Raw genomic sequence first — 22,724 nt, 5'->3', positions numbered from 1 at the left:
TCTGCCAAGGGTCATCGACCGACCCGTCCGGCGGTAGATTTCGACCATGCCGAAAGCGACCCGGCCGGATCTCGCGGCCATGCTCGTCCCGCTCGGCCGTGCGCTGACGGAGGCGGAGCGGCCCGTCCTCGACCGGCACGGGCTCACCATGTGGGCCTACGTGGTACTGCTCGGACTCGACGAAGGGCCCGTCCACACCCAGGCCGCGCTCGCCAAGACGATCCGGGCGGACAAGACCCGGATCATCCCGGTCCTCGACGACCTCCAGCAGCGCGGCCTGATCCTGCGCGACCCCGATCCGGCCGACCGGCGCGTCAACCTGATCCGGCTCACCGCCGACGGCGCGAAGCTGCGCGACCGCGCCCAGCACGACATCCAGGAACAGGAGAAGCGACTACTGGCCGACCTACCCGCCGCCGATCGCCACACTTTCCTGCGCGTACTACAGCTGCTCGCCGACCGCACCCGAACCGCGAAATCACCCGGGTGAGCGGTGACACAGACCACCTCGTGGGTTTCGGTCCGTGGCACGGCTCATGAAGACGAATAAACGCAGGTCATCTAGCCTGGAGAGGTGCCGATGAGTCATACCGGCGCACTCTGACGCAACGGAGCGATCCCAGAGAAGAAAGCGACTGCCGATGATCCTGGCGGCTCAGCTCAGCGATACCCACTTCGACCTCAGCGCGCGCAACGCCGAACGGGTGGAGGCGGTGATGGGCTACCTGGCGGACCTGCCACGCAGGCCCGACGTCATCCTGGTGACCGGCGACATCACCGACTCCGGCACGCCGGAGCAGTACGCGCAAGCACGCCTTGCCCTGCAAGCGGACATCCCCGTGTACCTGCTGCCCGGCAACCACGACGACCGCGCGAACTTCCGCACCGCACTGCTGGGCGAGCCCGCCTCGACCACTCCCGTCAACAGCGTCCACCGCGTCGGGCCGCTCACCGTCGTCATGCTCGACTCGAGCATCCCCGGTGAACCCGCGGGCCTGCTGGGCGAGGACACCTTCGACTGGCTGCGCGCGACGCTCGCCGAGGCGCCGGACGGGCCGATCCTGGTGGCCCTGCACCATCCGCCCAAGCACGTGTTCAGTCCCGTGGTCGATGTCATCGCGCTCGCCGATCCCGGCCGGCTGGCCGCGGTGGTGGCGGGCGATCCACGCATCGTCGGCATTCTCACCGGCCACGCCCACGCCCCCATCGCGACGATCTTCGCGGGCAAACCCATGATCACCTGTCCCAGTACGGCTTCCGTCCTCGGCGGCGAATGGGAAGTGACGCCACCTCACCGCGTCATGGACTACGCACCCGACCCGGCTATCGCGCTGCATGTCATCGACGAGAACTTCGGCCTGACAACTCATTTCCGGACAGTCGCGATGGGCGGCTGGCTGTCCGAGCCCCCACCCGACTGACCGCCCGGCAAGCCCGCGGCCACCCGCAGCAACTCCATCGTCCGGGTGACGACCGGGTTGCACGACTCGGAGTCCTTGATGTGCGCGCAGATCGTGCGGCGCGGCGTCGGGTTGGTCAGCTCCAGCGCGCGCGAACCGGGCGGCAGGTCCGTGGCGCCGAGACGGGGAACGACGGTGATGCCGACACCGCGCGCCACGAATCGCAGGGCGGACGGGTAGTCGGTGGTCTCCACCACGAACCGAGGCGTGAAACCCGCTGCGGCGCAGGCGTTCAGCATCGCCTGCCTGCACGGTCCGTGGCTGGTGTCGTTGTCGATCCAGCGGTATCGCTCGAGTTCGGCGACGTCGACGGTGGTACGTGTCGCCAGTTCGTGGTCGGCGGGGACCACGGCGACGTAGGGCTCGGTCATCAGGTCGCGGTGGGTGTAGCCGGTGATCTGCGCCGGTTTGCCCAAGCGCACCGTGAGGGCGATATCGGGACGGTTGCCCGACACCGGGGCCAGTTCGTCGACGATGCGCAGGCGAACCCTGGTGTCGGGGAATTCGTGGGTGAGGGTGGCGACCACGTCGGGCATCCAGTTGGTGCCCGCCGAGCTGAACGAGTTGATCGTGATCCGGGTGGCCTTGCCCGCGCGCAGGTCCGACACCGTCGACCCGAGCGCGGTCAACTCGTCGAGCACCTTGGCGGCCTCCCCCGCGATCACCCGGCCCGCCGGGGTCGGCACCACGCCGCGACCGACTCGTTCCAGCAGCTGCAAGCCGGTCTCGCGCTGGAGTGCGGTCAGGTGCTGGGAGATCGCCGACGGCGAGTAACCGAGCGTCGAGGCCGCCGCGGCCACCGAGCCGGTCGCGACCACGGATCGGAAGATCATCAAGCGGTGCGTGTCGATCATGCGAATTCCTCGATTCAGTTCTACTGAATATTAGATGGCGAATACCCGCTTGTGCTTACCTCTTCACGGGTCCACCGTAGAGGAATGAAGTCACGCCTGCCCGCTCTCGCCCTGGTCGCCGTGATGCTCGCCTGGGCATCGTCGTTCGTGATCATCCGCGGCATCGCGCCCTACGTATCGCCCGCGGCGATGGCATCCGGGCGGCTGCTCGTCGGCGCTGTCGTGCTGGTGCTGGTGCTGGCGTTTCGCGGCGGCCGGATGCCGCGCGGCACGGCGCTGTGGCTCACGATGGCCTACGGCGCGCTGTGGTTCGGGCTCTACACCGTGCTGGTGAACGCCGCCGAACAGCATCTCGACGCGGGCACCACCGCCCTGCTGGTGAACATCGCGCCGATCGTGGTCGCCGTATTGGCCGGGTCGTTCCTGAACGAAGGCTTCCCGCCGCTGCTGGTCGTCGGCATCGCGGTCAGCTTCACCGGCGCCGCGATCATCGCGTTCACCGGACCAGGACAGCGCGACCGCATCGGCGTGCTGCTCGCGGTAGCGGCCGCCCTGCTCTACGGCATCAGCGTGGTGGCGCAGAAGCTGGTGCTGCGGTCCACCGACCCGCTGACCGCGACCGCCCTCGGCGCGGTCGCCGGAGCCGTCGTCCTGCTGCCGTGGGCACCGACAATGACACAGGAACTGGCACAAGCCCCGCTCTCCGCCACCATCGGCGTCGTATACCTGGGCGTCGTCTCGACCGCCCTCGCCTTCCTGCTGTGGGCCTACGCCCTGGCCCACACCCCCGCGGGAGTCACCGCGTCGTCGAGTTACGCCGTTCCCGCCCTCGCCATCGTCATGTCCTGGATCTTCCTCGCCGAGGTCCCCACGGCCACCGCACTCCTCGGCGGCGCCCTGTGCCTGACCGGCGTCGCGATCGCGCGCTTGCGGCCGAGCATGTTCCGGCGACGCCCACAGGTCGCCGCCGTGCGCCAGGACGACGCCGCCCCTGCGCTTCGATAGCCGACACGCCTGCCGACAACCCCACACAACCTCCACATCAGCCCCACACCCGCACACCCGACCCCCTGGCAGACTGGACACGTGAGAGACAAGCCCGCGGGTCTGCCCAGCGGTCCCCTGCGCCCGATCGAACTGGCGAGCGGCGCGGTGATGGCCGGGCTCACCGTCGGCCTCATCACCGTCGGCTCACTCGTTCCCATGGCGGCCGCGTTGCAGCTCGTCGCAGCAGTGCCGTTGGGCCTGCTCGCCCAGCGGTATCGGTTACGAGCACTGGTCACGGCCACAATCGCGGCCACGCTGGTCACCTTCGTGGCGGCCGGCGTGATGCCCGCGCTCGGCGTCATGGGCGCGGCCACCCTGGCGGGAATCATCGGGACCGTGAAGCGCCGGGGCGGCGGATTCCCCACGGTGTTCGCGCTCGGAATCGTCGCCGGTGTGGGCTGGGGGGTGTTCTCCGTCGGCAGTCTGCTGCTCTTCTCACGAACCAGAGACCTGTTCTTCGACGCGATCCGCAATACCGCGAAGGGCATCGAGAATCTGGCGGGCCGGTTGCCCGCGCTGGAGCCGCTCGGCCGGATGGCCGCCGAAGCCGTCGACGTGGTGCTGCGCTGGTGGTGGATCTACGTCGGCGGCACGGTGGCGCTCGGCGTGCTGGTGAGCACGGTGATCTCCTGGTTCGTGCTCGGGGCGGTACTCGATCGCCTGGCGTGGTTGCCGGGCAGCGATCGACTCGACGCGCCGCTCGACGATCGGCCGGTCGGGCCGCTGCCGGTATCCCTGCACGGCGTCGGCTACCGGTACGAGGGCACGAATGTCGACGCACTGGCCGACATCGACCTCACCATTCGCCCGGGCGAGTTCGTCGCCGTCGTCGGCCACAACGGCTCCGGCAAGTCGACCCTGACCCGGGTCCTGGCAGGCAGGCCGCCGACCACGGGTGCGGTGGATCGTCCGGGATCGGCAGGCTTGGGCGCGCTCGGCGGGACAGCACTGGTCCTGCAGCGACCCGAGAGCCAGACTCTCGGCGTCTCGGTCGCCGACGATGTGGTGTGGGGGCTTTCGGCGGAGTCTGCCGCCGAGGTCGACGTCGACGCGCTCCTCGCCGAGGTCGGCCTCGCCGACATGGGCGCCCGCGAAACCGCCACCCTCTCCGGCGGCCAGCAACAGCGTCTCGCCGTGGCCGCCGCGCTCGCGCGCCGCCCGGCGCTGCTCATCGCCGACGAAGCCACCTCGATGATCGACCCCGACGGCCGTCGCGAGCTCGTCGCCCTCCTGGCCGAGCTCCCGCGCCGGCACGGCACCGCCGTGGTCCTGGTGACCCACCACGAAGCCGACGCGACCGCCGCCGACCGGGTGATCCACCTCGCCGACGGCCGGATGGTCGACCACCTCGCGAGCTGGCCCCATCCGGCCCGCGACCAGCGCCGCAGGCCGATGGGCGCCTCCGTCCTCGAACTCGCCGACGTGCGCCACACCTACAACCGCGGCACGCCGTGGGAAGCACCGGCCCTGCACGGTGTCGACCTGTCGGTCCGCAAGGGCGAGGCGCTGCTGATCGTCGGCGGCAACGGATCGGGCAAATCAACGCTCGCCTGGATCATCGCGGGCCTGATCGCGCCGAGCTCGGGACGCTGCGAACTGCGCGGCACCGCGGTCGACAAACAGGTCGGCGGGGTGGCGCTGGCCTTCCAGCATTCCCGCTTGCAACTACAGAAGCAGACAGTCGGCGCGGAGATCGCCGATTGGGGCGGGCGGGCCACCGGGTCCGGTGCGGTCGGGCAAGCGCTGGACGCGGTGGGGCTCGACCGCCGCCTCGCCGCCCGTTCGGTGGAGGAACTCAGCGGCGGACAGGCCAAGCGGGTGGTCCTCGCCGCGATGGTGGCGAGCCGGCCGCAGGTTGTCGTCCTCGACGAACCGCTGGCGGGCCTGGATCCACAGGGGCGCGCCGAGATCGTGGAACTGCTCGCCCGGCTGCGGGATTCGGGACTGACGTTGATCATCATCTCGCACGATGTCGCCGAGATGGCGATGGTCTGCGACCGCACGGTGCACCTGGACGACGGTGTGGTGGTCTCGGCCGACGGTCACGCGATCCCGAGAACCGAACGCGCACTGGAGAAGCCGGCCTTCGTGGCCGGCCTGCCCCTCGGCCGCCGCGGCGACGAGGGCGCGACGGCCCACACCAGCGCACCGAAAGGCACGACCCCATGAGCACAGTGCTGCTGCGTGAAGTCCCGGTCGACAGTGTCGTGCACCGCCTGTGGGCAGGCACGAAGATGATCGCCGCGTTCCTGATCAGCCTGCTGCTGATGTTCCTGCCGACCTGGCCGGTGCTCGGCGTGATCACGGCCTTCCTGGTACTGATCTGGGTACTCGCGCGGCTGCCACTCGGCGCGATCCCCCGGCTGCCGTGGTGGTTCTGGGGACTCGTCGTGCTCGGCGGCCTGATCAACGCGCCGATCGGAATGAAGGCGGTGCTCGGCTACACACAGATCTTCGTCTTCGGAATGGTCCTGGTGGCCGCCTCGTTCCTGATCGCCTTCACCACGCCGATGGGCGAGATCGCCCCCGCCCTCGCGAAACTCGGCGCGCCGCTGCGCAAGTTGCGACTGCCGGTCGACGAATGGGCCGTGGTCGTGGCGCTCACCCTGCGCGGATTGCCGCTGCTGTTCGACGAGATCCGGGTGCTGCGCGCCGCACGCCGACTGCGCCCCAAGGACAACCTGATGCACCGCGCCGCCGACAACCCGCTCATCGACATCCTCACCGCGTGCATGGCGGTGTCGTCGCGGCGCGCAGGCGAACTCGGCGAGGCGATCACCGCCCGCGGCGGCACCGGCATGCTGACGGCGCATCCGAGCGCGCCGCACCGCCGCGACGCCATCGCACTCGGCGTGGTCGTCGTGGTCTGCGCGGGCGCCGTGGCGCTGAGCACCATCATCGGCTGAGCGCAATACCCCGAATTCACTGTCCCGAAACCCTGGTGCAAGCTATGGTTCCTCACAGAAATCGAGCTAGGCAGCTTCACGCGCCGGTCACGAAACTTTCTCGGGGGGAAGTCATCATCACGGCGCCTGTTCGAGCACCTCACACCTGATGAGATCCAGATGGGAAATGTTCACATGATCATCCGCAAAATCGCCGCGGCCGCTGTTCCGATGCTCGCCGCCGCACTGGTGGGAGCCGGAGTCGCCGGAGCCGACCCGGTGACGCCGAATGTCGACTACCGCACCGAGGTCGTCGGCAACACCCTCATCACCACCCTCACCCACGGCACCTTCGCCGTCACCGGCGGTACGGTCGAGATCCGCGACGAAGCAGGCGCCACCCTGGTGTCGATGCCGCTCTCGGTCCGCGACGGCAAGTTCGAGTACCCACTGCCGCACGCGGTTCGCGACGACGGCCACGTACTCGAGCTGACCGCGGTGAAGGACGTCGCCGCGGCCAAGCCCAACCTCACGCCGGTCGCCTCACCCGCCGAAAACTATGCCGCACAGGCGAACTTCGCATCCACCTTCGGTCTGGCCACCGCCGTCGGCAGCTTCGTCGGCATGGGTCTCGGCGCGGTGATCGGCCTGATCGTCGGCGGTGTCCTCATCCCCGGTGTCGGCGCGATTCCGGGCTTCGTCACCGGCGCCAGCGTCGGCGGCATCATCGGCACGATCATCGTCGGTGGACCCGCGCTGGTCATCGCGGGCATGGATCTGATCAACACCCTCCAGGCGCCGGCAGGTACCACGCAGTGGGCCCAGCAGACCAAATAGTGTGCGCCACAGTTCGATTCCTCCCTCGCACCGGCGCCTACACTGGCGTCGGTGCGACAAGGAAACGGACTCGACATTCCCGATAGCCTCGGCGATCTGTGCGCGCCCGACCGGATGGCGCTGATCGTCTACGACATGCAGGTCGGGGTTCTCGGCCAGCTGCCCGACGGCCAGGAGATCACCGAACGCGTCGTGCGGGTGGTCGAAGCCGCCCGGCGCGGCGGCTATCCGGTGATCTTCCTCCGGCACTTCTTCCCGCCACGGCGACTGACCGGGGTGTACGGGATGCGGCTGCTGATGAGCTGGCAGAACGCCGAATCCGTCGACGACGTGGCCTTCATTCTGCAACGCGACACGCCCTCGTTCGAGCTGGTGCCCGAGCTGGTGCCGCGCGAAGACGAGTTGGTCTTCGACAAGATGTCGATGTCGGCCTTCGAGGGCACACCCCTCGCTACTCTCCTGCGCGATCTGCGGATCGGCTCCTACGCCATCGCCGGCGTCGCACTCGAGATCGGCATCGCGCCCACCGTCACCCACTCCACCGATCTGGGTTTCGTGCCCGTGGTGATCGGTGACGCCTGCGGCGGTCGCGACAAGGAAGCGATGGCGCGCGCCTACGACGACTTCGCATTCCAGGGCAATGCCCTGGTCACCGATGTCGACACGATCTCCGCCCTGATGACCGGAAACTGACAGCCCGGCGAACTCCCAGCACTGGGTTTTCGGCCGCCTCGGATCCGAGGGGCGAGACGGAACGCCGAAGGCGCAGTATCGCCCCTCGGATTCGAGGCCCACAGGGCCGAAAACCCCGCGGCGCCAGCCGCCAAGAAATTCAGCGGATGGCGTTCTTGGCTGCGTCCTGTGCGGAGTCGACCTGGCCGCTGAACTTGCCGCCGGTCTTCTCGTCGACCACGTCACCCGCCTTGTCGATCACGCCGTCGACCTTGTCCGCATGCTGGGCAGCCAGGTCCATCGCCTTGCCCGCCAGGTTCTTGAAATCCACCGCGCACTCCTTGTTGATTCGATACCGGGTCCAACGCGATTACCGTAGCAACATCACAGCTTTCACGGTGGGCATCATCATGGCGAGCTCGTCACACCGTCCCATACGGGATGCCAGAGCCGTCCGGTATCGGTCCACGCCTGGAAGCGGACGGTGCCGGTGAGCTTCGGGGTAACCCATTGCGCGTCGTGGCGTTCGTCGGCGGTCATCTCGTTGGTGAACGGGGACGTCTCGCGCCGCAGTCCGTCGAGTTCGGCCGCGATCCGACGCGACTGTTCGTCTCCGAATCCGGTACCCACCCGCCCGACGTAGATGAGGCCGTCTTCGTGCGGCATGCCGAGCAGCAGCGACTTGAACGGCCGTTTGTCGCTGCGCCGCCACCCGCCGACCACCACTTCGCGCGAGCGCCAGTTGCGCTGCTTGAGCCAGGTCTGGCTGCGTTTGCCCGGCTGATACACCGATTCCAGCCGCTTGGCCACCACCCCTTCCTGCCCCTGCGCGCGGCTGGCGTTCATCGCCTCGGCGCCCGAACCCTCCAGCAGCGCGGTGACATTCATCGACGGCGACAATCTGCCCAGCGCCTCGAGCACCGCCCGGCGGTCGGTGTACTTCTTCCGCAGCAGCGAGGTGCCGTCGAGGTAGAGCACGTCGAAGGCGATGAACACCGCCCGGGCCGAATCTGCTTGCAGCGCAGAGATATCCGAGAGCCCGGCGTCGTCGAGAACCACCGCTTCGCCGTCCAGGACCACCTGATGCCCGGCCAGCTCCTCGCCGAGGGCGGCCAGGCGCGGATAGCGGGCGGTCACCGTGTTGCCGGCGCGGCTGCGGACGGTGACGGTGCCGTCGTGGATCTCGACGATCACCCGGAAACCGTCCCACTTGGTTTCGAAGCCCCAGTCCACGGGGGTCAGCGATTCGATTTCGCCCGCGGTGGCCAGCATGGGCGACAGTCCGCGCGGGAAACCGGTGTCCACCAAGGGCTCTCGACGGGTCTGGTCGCGCATGTAGTGCATCAGCCACTGGTCGCCCTTGGTCTGGATGAGGGCGTAGCGGCCGGACACCCGCTCTCCGTCGAGCTCGACGATCACCTCGTCGGAGCGCCATTTCTCGGTGACGTAGGTGCCCGAATCCCAGATCGTCATCTCCCCCGCACCATATTCGCCCTGGGGAATGGTGCCGTGGAAGTGCAGGTATTCGAGGGGATGATCCTCGGTGCGCACCGCCAGCCGATTGTGTTTCGGCTCGGTCGGCGGACCTTTGGGCACCGCCCAGGAGGCGAGGACGCCGTCGTGCTCGAGCCGCACGTCCCAGTGCAGGCGGCGGGCGTGATGTTCCTGGATGACGAAGCGATTGCCGGGTCCGGGCTCGGGGGTCGCCTCTGGGACGGGCTCGGGCGTCCGCTGCGCGTCGCGCATGCTGCGGTATTTGGTGAGGGAATCGCGGCGGGCGGTAGGCCGGCCGGCCTCGGGGTCGGCGGGAAGCGGCGGATCGAGTTCGGCCAGCAGGTCGCCGTCGGCCTTCCAGCGGGCAAGCACCTCGTCGAAACGTAACTGACGCAGCGTGTCCGAGTCCTCGATCTCGGCCCAGGTGCGCGGGGCGGCGGCATTCGGCTCGGCGCGACCGCGCAGCGAATAGGGGGCGATGGTGGTCTTGGCGGCGTTGTTCTGACTCCAGTCCAGGAACACCTTGCCCTTGCGGGCCGCCTTCGCCATGGTCGCCGTCACCAGATCCGGGTGCAGCGCTTCGAGATTGGTGGCCACCTGCTTGGCGACAGTGGACGCGCCACCCGAACTCAGCGGCCGATCCAGCGGCACATAGACGTGAATCCCCTTGCTACCACTGGTGACCGGGAATGCCCGCATGCCGATGTCGGCGACCATGTCGCGCACCGCGAGCGCCACTAGCGCGCAGTCCGCCAGACCCGCGCCGGAGCCGGGGTCGAGATCGAACACGATCCTGGTGGCCGGGCCGCGCTCGTCCGCGTCGAAACGCCATTGCGGCACATGGATTTCCAGTGCCGCCTGCTGCGCGAGCCAGGCCATCCCGGCCTCGGAATCGATCAGCGGGTACACCACCCGGCGGCTGGAATGCTCGATCGCGGACCGGTGGATCCACGCGGGCGCGTGCTCGGGCAGGTTCTTCTCGAAGAAATCGGCATGGTCGACCCCGTTCGGCCATCTTTTCCTGGTGACCGGACGGCCGGCGAGATGGGGTAGTGCCGCCTCGGTGATCGCCGAATAGTAGGCGATCACTTCGCCTTTCGTCGTGCCGGTCTCCGGGTACAGCACCTTGTCGAGGTTGCTGAGCTCAACCTCGATGTCCGGTTCACCCGGCGCGCCCCGAAATTCCCGGCGGACCATCGACGCGATCGGACGGCGGGGACCTTCTACCGGTCCCCGCGCACCGAATCAGGCCTTGGGTCCCGGATCTGTCGGAGCGGGGCCGCCGGGGGCAGTGCCGGGGCCTGCCTGCGGGGGCACGACCTTCTTGGCCGCGTCCTTGCCCTTCTCGATCTTGTCGCTGTACTTGCCCTTGGTCTTGTCATCGATGAAGGTGCCGGCCTTGTCGACCGCCTCATTGATCTTGTCCGCGTTCTGTTCGACCGCAACCTTGCCCTTACCGAGCAAGCCCTTCAAGGTATCCACGAGACTCATCTGCCGATGTTCCTTTCGCGAGGAGGGTCATTCCACATCTTCCCACCACGAATCCCGTGGTGGGAGGTCATTCGGAACCACCCTCTGGCCCGGCTTGGGCACTACCACCGGAGTACCCGCATCCGCGGCCGCCGACACCAGGCGCCGGACGGGTTCGGACCAGCCGTGGAAGGCCAGGTTGAACGTTGCCCAGTGGATCGGGACCAGCAGGCCGTAACCTGCGTCGCCGAGGCACAGGTCGGCGTGGGCACGCACCGCCTCTTCGGGATTCATGTGCACATCGGTCCAGCGCTCGTCGTACGCGCCGATGGGCAGCAGCGTGAGATCGAAGGGGCCGAGCACCGCACCGGCCTGGGAAAACGCCTTGGTGTAGCCGGTGTCGCCGCCGAAGTAGACCCGCTTGGTCGGGCCGGACAGCGCCCACGACGCCCACAGCGTGGTGTTGCGGACGAGCCCGCGGCCGGAGAAGTGCCTGGCCTCGGCGCAGGTGATGGTGAGGCCACGGTCGTCGGCATCGCGACCGAGCGAGACCGAGCCACCCCAGTCGAGCTCGATGATCCGGTATTCGGGCACGCCCCACTGCCGCAGGTGCGCGCCGATGCCGGTGGGTACGACGAACGGCGCGAGCTGGGTGCGGACGAGTTCGTCGACGGTGGCCTTGTCGAGGTGGTCGTAGTGATCGTGGGAGATGATCACGGCGTCGACCTGCGGCACCTGCGCCAGCTCGCCGGGGACAGGATGCAGGCGGGCGGGGCCGACCACCGGGGACGGGGAAACCCGTTCACTCCACACCGGGTCGGCCAGCACTCGGTAACCGTCGAGTTCCACCAGGGCGCTGGCGTGCCCGTACCAGGTCACCGCGAGCTCGGCGGCCTGCTCGGGAACCGCGGGGGTGACCAGCGGGACGGGATTGGCAGGGCGGCCGATACGTCCCTTGGTGAGTCCCGACCAGATCAGCGACGGCGCGGCACCGGCGGCGAGCATCGAGCTCGGCTCGGTGTTGTGGAAACGGCCGTCGCGATAGGAGGACTTGCCGATCGCGGTCGGCGCGATCGCCGAGGGGCCCGCACCGATCGAGGTGGGCAGGCCCCACACCGCGCGGGCCATCCAGGCGAGACCGAAGGTACTCGCCAGCGAACCTGCCAGACGTGTGATCCGCATCAGCGCCCCACGAACTTCGCCGGGCGCTTCTCCTGCCGGGCCAGGCGGCCCTCTTTCGCGTCGTCGCTGCTCCACGCGGCTGCCAGCGCGGCTTCCTGCTGCGCGCTCGCCGGATCGCCGGTGCCGTCGTCGTTGAGCATCAGTTTCATGGCCTGCAGCGACAGCGGCGCCAGCGCGGCGATGGACTTGGCCCAGTCCTTGGCGTCGGCGAGCGTGCCGAGCTTGTTGGCGAAGCCGTAGGCGTAAGCGTCTGCGGCGGAGACGGATTCGGCGCCGAGCAGGATCGTTCGGGCCGGGCCGCCACCGATCAGGGCCGCCAGCCGCGACACCGTCCAGCGATCGACCGAGATGCCGAGCTTGGCCGCGGGCACCGCGATGTAGGCGTCGGGCTCGATCACCCGCAGATCCGAGGCCAGCGCCAGCTGCACGCCCGCACCGAGCGCACCACCGTTGATCGCCGAGATCACCGGAACCGGCACGGATTCGATCGTGTGCAGCATGTCGAGCAGGCCGCTCAGGAACGACTCGGAGTACACCCCCGACAGATCGGCGCCCGCGCTGAAGATCGGCCCGCGGCCGGTGAGCACGATGGCACGCGCACCCTGCGCCACCGCGTCGAGCATCGCGGCGCGCAGTTGCCCGACCAGGTCCTCGTTGAGCGCGTTGCGCCGTTCCTCGCGCTGCAATTCGATGGTGATCACGTCACCATCGCGGGTCACGCCGAGCATGCATCCTCCCCAGAATCTCCCAGATTTCGTGGATGTTCACACTCTGCCACAGCCCGCCGACAACGCCCGGCAAGGCGATAGCATCGACGGCTGTGGCGAGGACGGATTTCGGCATCCTGGTGATCGGCGCGGGTCAGGCAGGGCTTTCCGCCGGTTATCACCTGCGCAAGCTCGGGCTGGTGCCCGAACGCGATTTCCGCATCGTCGACCACGCACCCGGCCCCGGTGGCGCCTGGCAGTTCCGGTGGCCGTCGCTGACTCTGACCACCGTGAACCGGGTGCACGACCTGCCGGGGATGTCCTTCGCCGAGACACTGCCGGCGGGATCGGAGTCGGCGCGAGCCGCCAGCGCGGTGCCGCACTACTACGAACTCTACGAAAAGCGCTTCGACCTGCAGGTTCAACGGCAGGTGACGGTCAAAGTCGTCTGCGATCGGACCGCCGACGGGCAGAGCTGCGCGGGCCGAGGCGAGGTATTGCAGGTCGAAACCGAGGGCGCGGGCACTCTTCGCACGCGAGGTCTGATCAACGGCACCGGCACCTGGGAGCACCCGTTCATCCCCCGATATCCGGGCGCCGACACCTTCGCGGGCCGCCAGTTGCACACCCGCGACTACCGCACGGCCGACGAGTTCGCGGGCAAACATGTCGTCGTCGTCGGCGGGGGCATCTCGGCGGTGCAGTTACTCGACGAAATCTCGCTCGTGACCTCCACCACATGGGTCACCAGGTCGGAGCCGCGCTGGCGCGAAACGCCGTTCGCCGAGCAGGACGGACGCGACGCGGTGGCACTGGTGGAGGACCGCGTCCGGGCGGGTCTGCCGCCGGGGTCGGTCGTCTCGGTGACGGGCCTACCGCTCGACGACCGTTTGCGCGCCGCCCGCGAGCGGGGTGCGCTGCGACGGCTGCCGATGTTCGAGCGGATCGAGCCCACCGGCGTGCGCTGGGCCGACGGCAGTTTCCAGGCCGCCGACGTGATTCTGTGGGCAACCGGTTTCCGCAGCTCACTGGATCATCTGGCGCCCTTGCGGCTGCGCGGACCCGGCGGCGGGATCACCATGACCGGGCGGTTGGCGACGCAGGTGGCCGTCGACCCGCGCATCCATCTGATCGGCTACGGGCCCTCGGCCAGCACGATCGGCGCCAATCGGGCGGGCCGGGCGGCAGCCCGCGAGCTGACCGGTTTCCTCGGGCTCAGTCCAGACCGGCACTGAACGTCGACGGATCGGCGCCGACCCGCTTGCCCGAGTCGAGGCGGCTGATCGACTCCATCGCCTCGGCGTCGAGTTCGAAGGTGAACACATCGAAATTCTCGGAGATCCGCGACGGCGTGACCGACTTCGGGATGACGATATTGCCCAGCTGCAGGTGCCACCGGATGATCACCTGCGCCGGGGTGCGGTCGAGCTGCTCGGCGATGTCGACGATGGTGGGGTTGCCGAGCAGCGTGCCCTGCCCCAGCGGGCTCCACGCTTCGGTGGCGATCGCGTGATTGGCGTCGTATTGCCGCAGGTCACGCTGGGACAGCGTGGGATGCAGTTCGATCTGGTTCACCGTCGGGATCTCGCCCGCGTCGGCGATCAGGGTCTCCAGATCGATCACCCGGAAGTTGGAGACACCGATCGAGCCGATCCGGCCCTGCGACTTCAGCGCCTGGAACGCGCGGAACGTGTCGACGTAGCGGCCTGCCGACGGAACCGGCCAGTGGATCAGATACAGGTCCAGATAATCCAGGCCGAGGCGCCCCATGCTGGTATCGAAGGCGCGCAGGGTGCTGTCGTAGCCCTGGTCGGCGTTCCACAGCTTGGTGGTGATGAAGAGTTCGTCGCGGGGGATCCCCGATTCACGGATGGCGCGGCCTACGCCTTCCTCGTTGCCGTAGACCGCGGCCGTGTCGATACTGCGGTAGCCGACCTTCAACGCCTCGGCCACCACCCCGGTGACGTCTTCCGCGGGCACCTGGAACACACCGAAGCCGAGCTGTGGGATCACGTTCCCGTCATTGAGCACGATGGTGGGGACAGGGCTGCTCTCGCTGCGGAAGGTCACCCTCTCGAAGGTAGAAGTGGTTGGGTGCGGCGTCAACGACGGCGCGTCGCGTGTTTCCCCGTACCGAGAAGCGGGGCGCTGGTCAGGGGATTGCCCGCGATTCAGTACACAGCTCCGGCCAGTCCGATTCGCCGGTATCGGCGCTGCCTCAGCGTTCGCAGTTCGGCGGGCTCGTAGGTGCGCAGCGCCGCCAGTTCGGCGGCGATCGCCAGGACCGTGCGACGGGCGAAGGCCACCGGTTCGTCGGCGGCATCGGGGTACTCCTCCACGATCCGGTCCACCACACCGTCTTCGAGCAGATCAGCCGATCTGATGCCTTGTGCGGCAGCCATTTCCGGTGCGTGCGCGATATCGCGGAAGACGATGGCGCTCGCCCCTTCCGGCGGCAGCGGAGCCAGCCAGCCGTGCCTGGCGGCGAGCACCCGGTCGGCGGGCAACAGCGCGAGCGCGCCACCGCCGGTGCCCTGGCCGAGCAGCACGGAGACGGTCGGGGTGTCGAGGGTGACGAGATCGGCCAGACAGCGGGCGATTTCGGGGGCGAGCCCGCGTTCCTCGGCCTCCTTGGACAGGGCGGCGCCGACGGTGTCGATGACCAGCACCAGCGGCAACCGCAGTTCCCGCGCCAGGACCATCGCGCGCCGTGCCTCGCGCAGGGCGGCCGGGCCCATGGTGTGCTCGCCCTCCTGACCGGATCGGTCGTGCCCGAACACGACACACGGTTGACCGGCGAACCGGGTGAGGGCGAGCAGGACAGTGCGATCGGACTCACCACGGCCGGTTCCGCTGAGCGGAACCCGTTGCGTCGTATGGCGAAGCAGGTCCCGAATGCCCGGCCGGCCGGGCCGCCGCGAACTGAGCACCGAATCCCAGGCGCCGGCAGCCGGATTCGACGGGGTCGACGGACTACGCACCGGCGCAGCCCAACCCGGCTCGGTGGTCATCGGAACGACAGCGCCCGCGGCGACGCTCATCGCCCGGTGCGCGATCCGCCGGAACACCTCCACCGTCACCACACCGTCGATCACACCGTTGCGATAGAGGTTCTCCGCCGTCTGCACGCCGGGCGGAAACGGCCTGCCGTACAAGGCTTCGTACACGCGAGGACCCAGAAACCCGATGAGCGCGCCGGGTGCGGCGAAGGTGATGTGCCCCAGCGACCCCCACGATGCGAACACCCCACCCATCGTCGGATCACGCAGATACACCAGATACGGATGCCCCGCCGACTTGTGCACGGCCACCGCACCCGCGATCTTCACCATCTGCACGAAAGCGACTGTCCCCTCCTGCATCCGCGTGCCGCCGGAGGTCGGCGAGGCGATCAGCGGCAGCCCGAGTTCGGTGGCGCGCTCGACGGCACACACGATCCGCTCGGCCGCTGCCACCCCGATCGATCCGGCCAGAAACGCGAACTCGCAGGCGATCACGGCCACTCGCCGCCCGCGCAACAACCCCTCCCCCGTCAGCACCGCCTCATCGGTCCCCGCCCGATCGGCCGCCGCGATGAGGTCCTGGCGATACCGCGGTGACACGGCGGGCTCGATCGGCGCCCGGTCCCAGCTCACGAAAGAGCCCGCGTCGAGCAACTGGCCGAGTAAGTCATCCGCCGACATCCGCACGCTCCGAGCGTAGCCGGACAGGTTCGGCCACAGTCACGAGATCGCAGCAGAGCATTGGGACATCTTGACAAGATGTTGTGTTTTTACAACACTTCATTAGGTGAGCCCAGTCAGACGAGGGGAAACCCTGCCGATCTTCAATCGCATCGCGGTGTTGCGCGCGGAGCATCGGATGAGCCGGGCGGCGCTTGCCGAGGCCGTCAACGTGAATGTCCAGACGATCGGCGCGCTCGAGCGTGGCGATCACTATCCGAGTCTCGATCTGGCGATGCGCATCTGCGATGTGTTCGCGCTACCGATCGAAGTCGTGTTCTCCCGCAAGGAATTCGGGCCGTTGTCGGCCGAGCTCTACCCACGCACGAAAGGCGAGACGCCATGACCACCACGCTCATCGACCGCTACCAGAACTATCGGGTCCGGCGCTGGCTCGTGCAGGAACACCGGACAGCGGGGATGCTGAAGAGCTGGCGGTCGCTGCGTCGACGGCGGATTCTCGTGGTGATCGTGACGATCGCGCTGCTCGGGATCGCGGTCGCCGGCGTGATGCGCGCGCTCGACCTGTTCGGGGCGCCAGGGGTCGCGCTCGTCTCGGCACTGGTGTTCCTGCCGAGCTGGACGATGCTGCGGATCGCGTCAGGCGGCCAGGATCACGCACCCGACCGGATGCTCGACGAACTGGAGATCTCCGAGCGCAACAAGGCCCGCTCGGCGGGACTCGCGCTCACCCAGTCGCTGACCATGGCACCGTTGGCATACCTGATCTTCGGCAGCGCGTTCTCACCGGGGGCCGACGCCTATCGCATCGCCTACGCGGGCGGATTGATGATGCTGGCCACGATCATGGCCGGCGGCTGTGCACCGGCGATGATCCTCGGCTGGACCCGGCCCGACCCCGAACCGGAGTCCTGAAACCCTGGTCCTGAACGAAGAGCGGGGCTGCGGCCTTCATCGCAGCAGCCCCGTCCATCAGTGCAGAGACTCGAGCTCAGTAACCCTGCATGACCTTGCGCAGCGCGTACTCGGTCAAGGCGACCAGGGCCTGCTTGGCCGGTTCCCGGCGACGGGCGTCGATCGACATGATCGGCACGTCGGCGGGAACCGCCAGGGCCTGGCGGATGTCCTCGAGCGGGTACTTCGGCGCGTCGTCGAACTCGTTGAGCGCCACCAGGAACGGCAGCCCGCGGGCCTCGAAGTAGTCGACAGCGGCGAAGCTGTCTTCGAGCCTGCGGGTGTCGACCAGCACCACGGCGCCGATGGCGCCGCGGATCAGGTCGTCCCACATGAACCAGAACCGGTACTGGCCCGGCGTACCGAACAGGTACAGGACCAGGTCGTCGGCGAGGCTGATACGGCCGAAGTCCATCGCCACCGTGGTGGTGGACTTCTGCGGAATACCGGTCAGGTTGTCGATTCCGGTACTGGCGTTGGTGACCAACGCCTCGGTGCGCAGCGGAACGATCTCCGACACCGCGCCGACCATCGTGGTCTTACCCACACCGAAGCCGCCGGCGACCACAATCTTCGCCGAAGTCGGCTTGGCCGTGCGGGTATCGACCTGCGCCGTCGAATCAAATACGCCGGAGTCCACTGAGAACCCTTTCGATCAGCTCGCGACGTTCATCGTCGCTGGAATCGTCTTTCAAAGTTGCCGAAACCCGGACGTGGCCGGCCTCGATCAGATCGGCTACGAGTACCCGGGCCACCCCGATCGGGATGTACAGCTGGGCAGCTATCTCGGCAACGGACGGCGATTGCCTGCACAACTCCACGATGGACGTTTCGAGGTTGTTCAGTTCGTACTGCCGCTCCATGGCGACCGGATGCGATGCGACGAGTGCCTCCAGCGCCAACTCGACCGCCGGCCTGGTGCGGCCGGCAGTCAAGGAGTACGGGCGGACGAGGCTGGGCTCGGCGCTCCCCATGCGGTGATCGTCTATGTCCATCCCACCATCAGGAACCCATCGTGACGCGCGGGGTGGCCTGGACCGTCTGGCCAACGCGCTCGACCAGAAGTGCCATTTCGTAGCCGACCTGACCGATGTCACACGAGGTGTTGGTCAGGACCGCTAGGTAGGAGCCGTCGCCGACTGCCATGAGCAGCAGGTATCCGTGCTCCATCTCCACGACGGACTGGAGTACCGTACCGCCTTCGAACAGATTCGACACGCCGACGGAAAGGCTCGCCAGTCCGGCGGTCACCGCGGAGAGCTGTTCTGCGCGGTCGACCGGGAGCTGAGCGCTCGCGGCCATCAACAGTCCGTCAGCCGAGACCAGGACGGCATGGGCTACGCCAGGAACCTCGTTGGCGAAGTTCGAAACCAGCCAATCCAGCTGACGGTTCGTACCACCTAGATCGGGGTTCATCGGTCTCCTTTATCTCCGGTTAGGTTCATTGCCTTCATTGCGCGGCCATCCCGGACACCCTGCTGGTGACGACTCAGGCTGTTCCGGATCGTGGCGGGATCGCGTTGCTGCGGGGTGCGATCAGCGGTGCCGCTCACACCACCCGGCACAAGCCTTCCGCCCGGACTGCGCTGAGGCAAGCCGGCGGCGGTACGCACCTCGGACTGAGCTTCGCTGGCCGCGCGTGCAGCCTGCCAACCCTCGTCACCCGGTGATTCGAAGGCGGCAGCCATCTGGTTCCGGTCGGAATTCTCGTCCGTGAGCCACGCCGACATCATCTCGGCGAAGATCGGTGTTCCGCCCATCACGGAATCACCTTCCGGTGCCGGCTGCAACCTGGTCTGGAAGAACGACGCAGCCTTGACCGGATTGGACCGGAAGCTGTGCCGACCCGGATCACGCCCTGCCGACGCAGCGTTATCCGGCCCCGCAGGGTCCCGATCCCGTTGCGGCAGAGCCACTCCTGGCCCGGCGTTCGCCTGCGGTACAACACTAGCCCCGGGATCGCGCTGCGGCAGCCCATTCGGCGCAGCCGCGCGTTGGGGCAGGCCGTTGGGCGCGTCCCGCTGCGGTTGACCCGCGGCCGGAGCGCGCTGGGGCAGACCGTTGTCGGCCGAATCCTGCTGCGGCGCAGGGGTTGCGCGCTGGGGCAGACCATTGGCCGGACGGGCGGGCTGGGCACGCTGTGGAAGTCCGTTGGCCGGATCACGCTGCGGCAGACCACCGGTCTGCTCACGCTGCGGCAGACCATTGGACGGATCACGCTGCGGGAGGCCACCGGTCTGCTCACGTTGCGGGAGACCGTTGGACGGGTCGCGCTGCGGCAGACCGCCCGTCTGGTCCCGCTGCGGTAGGCCGGTCGACGGATCACGCTGCGGCAGGCCACCGGTCTGCTCACGTTGCGGGAGACCACCGGTCTGATCGAGCCTGGGCAAACCACCGGACTGATCCCGATGCGGCAGGCGCGGCGCGGGATCGCGCTGCGGCAGACCGCCGGAGGCGTTGCCCCGCTGCGGGAGTCCGGTCGACGGGTCACGCTGCACGGGCTCGGAATCACGCTGCGGCGCAGCGCTGCCCTGACCACGCTGCGGCAACCCGGTCGACTGCGCCGGATCGCGCTGGGCGTTCGCGGCATCGCGCTGCGGCAGACCCGTTGCCGGGTCACGCTGCGGCAGGCCACCGGTCTGTTCCCGCTGCGGGAGGCCGGTCGACGGATCACGCTGCGGCAGACCCGTTGCCGGGTCACGCTGCGGCAGACCGCCGGTCTGCTCCCGCTGCGGTAGCCGCGGCGACGGATCGCGCTGCGGCAGACCGACCGAAGGATCACGCTGCGGGGCGCCATTGGCGCCCGGCGAACGCTGCGGCAACCCACCGGGGGTGCTCCCCCGCTGCGTCTGTGCCGAATCGCGCTGCGGCGGTGCCATATCGCGCTGGGGCGGTGCCGCGTCACGCGGCGACTGCGCGGAATCCCGCGACGGCGCGCCGTTCGCACCCGGCTGACGCTGCGGCAGCCCACCACCGGCCTGCGGCGGTCCACCGGGCTTCTGCTCACCCGGGCCCTGCTGGCCCGGCCCGGCGGGCGGACGCTGCGGCCCACCCGGCGCCAGGTTGCGCTTGGGTAGGTTCGCCGCGGCGAGCTTGCCGCGCTGCGGCACGTTCCCCTGGCCCGGCGCGGGCGGACGCAGCGACGGCGACGACTGCTCGTTCGCGTCCTGGGCCACGCCCGAAGCCATCGAGTTGCCCGGCTGACGTTGCGGCAGCCCACCACCGGCACCCGCCGGCGGCCCGCTGGTTCCGGGATCCACGGTGACCATCACGTTGCCACCCGGGGTGCGGGTGATCGCGCGGGTCTGCATGGTGCTGCTCGGCTGCTGCTGCTGCGGGTTCGGTCGCTGCTGCTGCGGTGCGGGCGCGTTCTGCTGCTGCACCTGCTGCGGCGGCACCACCGGGCCACCGGCACCGGCGACGATGAGGCCGACCGGCACGTGCACGGTGACGGTGACGCCCGGATCGCGCGCGGTATCGAAGGTCGGACGCAGGCGCACGGTGAGACCGTGGCGCTCGGCCAGCCGGCCGACCACGAACAGACCCATGTGGCGGGCGGTGTCGGGACCGGGCTCCGCGGTCTGCTCGAGCCGGTGGTTGATCTCCGACATCTCGGCAGGCGGCATACCGATGCCGCGGTCGGCGACCTCGATCAGCAGACCCTGGTCGTGTGCCTGGGCGAAGGTGAACTTGACGTCGGTCTCCGGCGGGGAGGCCCGCAGCGCGTTGTCGAGCAGCTCGGCGAACAGGTGCGCCATATCGGAGGCGGCCGGTTCGACCAGCGAGCCACGCGGTGTGGCGCCGAGCTTGACCCGCTCGTAGTCCTCGACCTCGGAGATCGCGGCACGCAGCACGTCGGCGATCTCGACCGGGGCCGACTTGGTGCGACGCTGCTTGGTACCCGCGAGAATCAGCAGGTTGTCACCGTTACGGCGCATGCGCGCGGCGAGGTGGTCGAGCCGGAAGAGGTTCTCGAGCAGGCGCGGGTCCTTCTCGTCGTACTCCATCGCCTCGATGAGGGTGAGCTGATGGTCGACGAGCGACTTGGACCGGCGGGCCAGCGTCTCGAACATGTCGTTGACCTGCGAACGCATCTGCGCCTGGTCGCTGGCCAGACGCAGCGCCTGACCGTGGATATCGTCGACGGCGCGGGCGAGCTGGCCGATCTCCTCGTCGGAGCGCACCGGCATCGGCTCGAGCGGCACGTCCTCGGGCGCGGCACCGTTGCGGAGCTGGGCGACCTCGTGCGGCAGATCGGACTCGGCGACGCGCAGCGCGGCCAGCCGGAGGCGGTGCAGCGGCACGATCATCGAGCGGGCGACGAACACGGCGAGCAGCAGCGCGGCCAGGATCGTCGCGATGACGACAGCGGTATAGGTCCAGGCACCGGTGGCGGCCGCATCGGTGAGCTCGTCCATCGAGACCTCGATGGCCTTGGTCGCCTCGTTCACGACGCCTTCGTAGGCCTGCAGACTCGAGTAGAGCGAGGTACGCAAGTCGCCGACAGGCAGCTTGCCCGCGGACACCTCGGGACTGCTGATCAGGTTCGCCCGGATATCGGCCTGAGCCTTGAGGTCGGCGATCACCCGATCGCCGTCGGGGAAGCGGTTGGACAGCACATCGAGCAGATGGCTCTCGGTCGCGACACCGGTGAGGAAGGTCTGCGCCCCGGTGTCCTGCCCACGCAGCATCCCGGCCAGACCGGCGAGCTCGTCGACGAGCACCGAACGCGTGTTGAGCGAGTCGACCAGACGCAGCTTGGCCGTGTCCATCACCGGATCGCTCACCTGAGCGATGGTGGACTCCACGATGCTGACGCTGTCCTGGGTCATCTGCTCGACCCCGGAAAGTACCGGCTCGGCGGACGTCGACAGCGCCTTACCCTGCGCGCGCACGTTCTTGGCCTGCTTGACCATCCGCTCCAGCGCGCCGTGCGCGGCAGGCAGATCGGTCAGCCGACCGAGCGAGGTCTCGGCCGCGGCGACGGCGGCGTCGAGATCGGCGAGGTCCTTGTCGGTGACCAGGGTGACCCCCGGACCGGCCGGCACCAACTGACTGCCGGCCACCTTCGCCGTGCCTGCACTCAGCGCGGTGACCGTCGGAATCGTGTCTACCTGCTCGTTGATACTGGAGAGCCGGTTGGCCTCCGAGAACTCGGAGGTAATTCTCGACACGCCGAGCCCGACCGCGACCGCGAGTGGCACGGCAAGCACGGCCGTAACCTTCCAACGCAGGTCCCAGTTGCCGAGCGCCCAGCGTTTGCTGCCGGACCTAGCGGCGTCACGCATCTCCCACTCACTTTCCAAACTGGCCTCGTACCGTACGCCTGAGGCGAACCTCCACAGGCGCGATGGTGGCTCGCCAGTGGCTGCTGGCCGAGAACTACGGCTGGCCGAGAAATTGCGTCTACGACTGCCCGAATAAGTGACATCGGATTCTAACGGATCAATAACTTCTTGGCTGACTCCCGGTAGAGGTC

General features: G+C 68.5%; 22 protein-coding genes. 10 read left to right on the top strand and 12 right to left on the bottom strand.

Translation table 11 applies throughout. The annotated features are described in order from the left end of the window. Positions 1 to 46 precede the first annotated feature (46 nt). Together ACFVVI_RS21245 and ACFVVI_RS21240 are read left to right on the top strand one after the other, a co-directional pair. Positions 47 to 490 (top strand): MarR family winged helix-turn-helix transcriptional regulator, encoded by a 444-nt coding sequence (locus ACFVVI_RS21245; RefSeq protein ID WP_387446422.1) that lies wholly within the window; start codon positions 47 to 49, stop codon positions 488 to 490. 151 nt (positions 491 to 641) lie between these two features. After that, positions 642 to 1,421, top strand: a complete 780-nt coding sequence (locus tag ACFVVI_RS21240; protein WP_387446421.1) for a phosphodiesterase — start codon at positions 642 to 644, stop codon at positions 1,419 to 1,421. Here ACFVVI_RS21240 and ACFVVI_RS21235 read toward each other — a convergent pair. Then, on the bottom strand, positions 1,367 to 2,314 hold the full coding sequence (locus tag ACFVVI_RS21235) for a LysR family transcriptional regulator (protein ID WP_378990464.1): 948 nt from the start codon (positions 2,312 to 2,314) through the stop codon (positions 1,367 to 1,369). The two genes, ACFVVI_RS21240 and ACFVVI_RS21235, sit on opposite strands and share 55 nt — an antisense overlap. An 84-nt stretch (positions 2,315 to 2,398) precedes the next feature. On the opposite strand from ACFVVI_RS21235, the gene ACFVVI_RS21230 reads away from it, so the two are divergent. From ACFVVI_RS21230 to ACFVVI_RS21210, 5 genes are all read left to right on the top strand, one after another. Further along, positions 2,399 to 3,319, top strand: coding sequence for a DMT family transporter (locus tag ACFVVI_RS21230; RefSeq protein ID WP_387446420.1), 921 nt, complete (start codon positions 2,399 to 2,401; stop codon positions 3,317 to 3,319). Between the two features lie 81 nt (positions 3,320 to 3,400). Further along, on the top strand, positions 3,401 to 5,530 hold the full coding sequence (locus ACFVVI_RS21225; protein WP_387446419.1) for an ABC transporter ATP-binding protein: 2,130 nt from the start codon (positions 3,401 to 3,403) through the stop codon (positions 5,528 to 5,530). Next, complete coding sequence (locus ACFVVI_RS21220) at positions 5,527 to 6,267, top strand: energy-coupling factor transporter transmembrane component T family protein (RefSeq protein ID WP_379313145.1); 741 nt, start codon at positions 5,527 to 5,529, stop codon at positions 6,265 to 6,267. Before ACFVVI_RS21225 ends, ACFVVI_RS21220 begins: the two co-directional genes overlap by 4 nt. A gap of 159 nt (positions 6,268 to 6,426) precedes the next feature. Next, positions 6,427 to 7,083, top strand: coding sequence for an ammonium transporter (locus ACFVVI_RS21215; RefSeq protein WP_387446416.1), 657 nt, complete (start codon positions 6,427 to 6,429; stop codon positions 7,081 to 7,083). 51 nt (positions 7,084 to 7,134) lie between these two features. Beyond that, positions 7,135 to 7,776: a cysteine hydrolase family protein gene (locus tag ACFVVI_RS21210; protein WP_379220223.1), complete on the top strand. Its 642-nt coding sequence runs from the start codon at positions 7,135 to 7,137 to the stop codon at positions 7,774 to 7,776. Positions 7,777 to 7,915: 139 nt separating this feature from the next. Here ACFVVI_RS21210 and ACFVVI_RS21205 read toward each other — a convergent pair whose 3' ends face one another. The 5 genes from ACFVVI_RS21205 to ACFVVI_RS21185 form a co-directional block, all read right to left on the bottom strand. Beyond that, the gene (locus ACFVVI_RS21205) at positions 7,916 to 8,086 is read right to left on the bottom strand and encodes an antitoxin (protein ID WP_379318498.1); all 171 of its coding nucleotides are present in this window, start codon (positions 8,084 to 8,086) and stop codon (positions 7,916 to 7,918) included. Between the two features lie 77 nt (positions 8,087 to 8,163). After that, the gene (locus ACFVVI_RS21200; protein WP_387446415.1) at positions 8,164 to 10,446 is read right to left on the bottom strand and encodes an ATP-dependent DNA ligase; all 2,283 of its coding nucleotides are present in this window, start codon (positions 10,444 to 10,446) and stop codon (positions 8,164 to 8,166) included. Between the two features lie 48 nt (positions 10,447 to 10,494). Continuing rightward, on the bottom strand, positions 10,495 to 10,740 hold the full coding sequence (locus ACFVVI_RS21195; RefSeq protein ID WP_301904870.1) for an antitoxin: 246 nt from the start codon (positions 10,738 to 10,740) through the stop codon (positions 10,495 to 10,497). 27 nt (positions 10,741 to 10,767) lie between these two features. Next, positions 10,768 to 11,901 carry an MBL fold metallo-hydrolase gene (locus ACFVVI_RS21190; protein WP_379316791.1) on the bottom strand — a complete coding sequence of 378 codons (1,134 nt, stop codon included), beginning with the start codon at positions 11,899 to 11,901 and terminating at the stop codon, positions 10,768 to 10,770. After that, on the bottom strand, positions 11,901 to 12,629 hold the full coding sequence (locus ACFVVI_RS21185; RefSeq protein WP_387446412.1) for an enoyl-CoA hydratase: 729 nt from the start codon (positions 12,627 to 12,629) through the stop codon (positions 11,901 to 11,903). The genes ACFVVI_RS21190 and ACFVVI_RS21185 overlap by 1 nt, the downstream gene beginning before the upstream one ends. Before the next feature lie 32 nt (positions 12,630 to 12,661). Here ACFVVI_RS21185 and ACFVVI_RS21180 point away from each other — a divergent pair, with 32 nt between their 5' ends. Then, on the top strand, positions 12,662 to 13,843 hold the full coding sequence (locus tag ACFVVI_RS21180; protein WP_378990477.1) for an NAD(P)-binding domain-containing protein: 1,182 nt from the start codon (positions 12,662 to 12,664) through the stop codon (positions 13,841 to 13,843). Here the strand turns inward: ACFVVI_RS21180 and ACFVVI_RS21175 are convergent. Both ACFVVI_RS21175 and ACFVVI_RS21170 read right to left on the bottom strand, forming a co-directional pair. Next, complete coding sequence (locus ACFVVI_RS21175; protein ID WP_378990478.1) at positions 13,824 to 14,678, bottom strand: aldo/keto reductase; 855 nt, start codon at positions 14,676 to 14,678, stop codon at positions 13,824 to 13,826. The two genes, ACFVVI_RS21180 and ACFVVI_RS21175, sit on opposite strands and share 20 nt — an antisense overlap. 101 nt (positions 14,679 to 14,779) lie before the next feature. Continuing rightward, a complete protein-coding gene (locus ACFVVI_RS21170) occupies positions 14,780 to 16,291 on the bottom strand; it encodes a carboxyl transferase domain-containing protein (protein ID WP_378990480.1) in 1,512 nt (503 codons plus the stop codon). A gap of 106 nt (positions 16,292 to 16,397) precedes the next feature. Between ACFVVI_RS21170 and ACFVVI_RS21165 the strand changes: the two genes are divergently transcribed. Next, on the top strand, positions 16,398 to 16,676 hold the full coding sequence (locus ACFVVI_RS21165; RefSeq protein WP_364578900.1) for a helix-turn-helix transcriptional regulator: 279 nt from the start codon (positions 16,398 to 16,400) through the stop codon (positions 16,674 to 16,676). Beyond that, positions 16,673 to 17,206, top strand: coding sequence for a hypothetical protein (locus tag ACFVVI_RS21160; protein ID WP_387446411.1), 534 nt, complete (start codon positions 16,673 to 16,675; stop codon positions 17,204 to 17,206). Before ACFVVI_RS21165 ends, ACFVVI_RS21160 begins: the two co-directional genes overlap by 4 nt. A gap of 76 nt (positions 17,207 to 17,282) precedes the next feature. On the opposite strand, the gene ACFVVI_RS21155 is transcribed toward ACFVVI_RS21160, so the two are convergent. From ACFVVI_RS21155 to ACFVVI_RS21140, 4 genes are read right to left on the bottom strand one after another with little or no spacing between them, the layout of a single operon-like run. Beyond that, entirely contained in the window at positions 17,283 to 17,885 is a 603-nt protein-coding gene (locus ACFVVI_RS21155; RefSeq protein WP_174551063.1) for an ATP/GTP-binding protein, read from the bottom strand. Continuing rightward, positions 17,866 to 18,240 (bottom strand): DUF742 domain-containing protein, encoded by a 375-nt coding sequence (locus ACFVVI_RS21150; RefSeq protein ID WP_056818578.1) that lies wholly within the window; start codon positions 18,238 to 18,240, stop codon positions 17,866 to 17,868. Before ACFVVI_RS21150 ends, ACFVVI_RS21155 begins: the two co-directional genes overlap by 20 nt. 7 nt (positions 18,241 to 18,247) lie before the next feature. Further along, a complete protein-coding gene (locus tag ACFVVI_RS21145) occupies positions 18,248 to 18,661 on the bottom strand; it encodes a roadblock/LC7 domain-containing protein (protein ID WP_011207200.1) in 414 nt (137 codons plus the stop codon). Next, on the bottom strand, positions 18,658 to 22,533 hold the full coding sequence (locus ACFVVI_RS21140; protein WP_378990483.1) for an ATP-binding protein: 3,876 nt from the start codon (positions 22,531 to 22,533) through the stop codon (positions 18,658 to 18,660). Before ACFVVI_RS21140 ends, ACFVVI_RS21145 begins: the two co-directional genes overlap by 4 nt. Positions 22,534 to 22,724: the final 191 nt, after the last annotated feature.

The sequence above is a fragment of the Nocardia sp. NPDC058114 genome, assembly GCF_042884695.1.
GTDB lineage: Bacteria > Actinomycetota > Actinomycetes > Mycobacteriales > Mycobacteriaceae > Nocardia.
This window is presented reverse-complemented; position numbering and strand designations above follow the sequence as displayed.

Bases quoted from the DNA above. Each gene is read 5' to 3' on its own strand.
- ACFVVI_RS21245 (WP_387446422.1), top strand. From the start codon at position 47: ATGCCGAAAGCGACCCGGCCGGATCTCGCGGCCATGCTCGTCCCGCTC.
- ACFVVI_RS21240 (WP_387446421.1), top strand. From the start codon at position 642: ATGATCCTGGCGGCTCAGCTCAGCGATACCCACTTCGACCTCAGCGCG.
- ACFVVI_RS21235 (WP_378990464.1), bottom strand. From the start codon at position 2,314: ATGATCGACACGCACCGCTTGATGATCTTCCGATCCGTGGTCGCGACC.
- ACFVVI_RS21230 (WP_387446420.1), top strand. From the start codon at position 2,399: ATGAAGTCACGCCTGCCCGCTCTCGCCCTGGTCGCCGTGATGCTCGCC.
- ACFVVI_RS21220 (WP_379313145.1), top strand. From the start codon at position 5,527: ATGAGCACAGTGCTGCTGCGTGAAGTCCCGGTCGACAGTGTCGTGCAC.
- ACFVVI_RS21215 (WP_387446416.1), top strand. From the start codon at position 6,427: ATGGGAAATGTTCACATGATCATCCGCAAAATCGCCGCGGCCGCTGTT.
- ACFVVI_RS21200 (WP_387446415.1), bottom strand. From the start codon at position 10,446: ATGGTCCGCCGGGAATTTCGGGGCGCGCCGGGTGAACCGGACATCGAG.
- ACFVVI_RS21195 (WP_301904870.1), bottom strand. From the start codon at position 10,740: ATGAGTCTCGTGGATACCTTGAAGGGCTTGCTCGGTAAGGGCAAGGTT.
- ACFVVI_RS21190 (WP_379316791.1), bottom strand. From the start codon at position 11,901: ATGCGGATCACACGTCTGGCAGGTTCGCTGGCGAGTACCTTCGGTCTC.
- ACFVVI_RS21185 (WP_387446412.1), bottom strand. From the start codon at position 12,629: ATGCTCGGCGTGACCCGCGATGGTGACGTGATCACCATCGAATTGCAG.
- ACFVVI_RS21180 (WP_378990477.1), top strand. From the start codon at position 12,662: ATGTTCACACTCTGCCACAGCCCGCCGACAACGCCCGGCAAGGCGATA.
- ACFVVI_RS21170 (WP_378990480.1), bottom strand. From the start codon at position 16,291: ATGTCGGCGGATGACTTACTCGGCCAGTTGCTCGACGCGGGCTCTTTC.
- ACFVVI_RS21160 (WP_387446411.1), top strand. From the start codon at position 16,673: ATGACCACCACGCTCATCGACCGCTACCAGAACTATCGGGTCCGGCGC.
- ACFVVI_RS21150 (WP_056818578.1), bottom strand. From the start codon at position 18,240: ATGGACATAGACGATCACCGCATGGGGAGCGCCGAGCCCAGCCTCGTC.
- ACFVVI_RS21145 (WP_011207200.1), bottom strand. From the start codon at position 18,661: ATGAACCCCGATCTAGGTGGTACGAACCGTCAGCTGGATTGGCTGGTT.
- ACFVVI_RS21140 (WP_378990483.1), bottom strand. From the start codon at position 22,533: ATGCGTGACGCCGCTAGGTCCGGCAGCAAACGCTGGGCGCTCGGCAAC.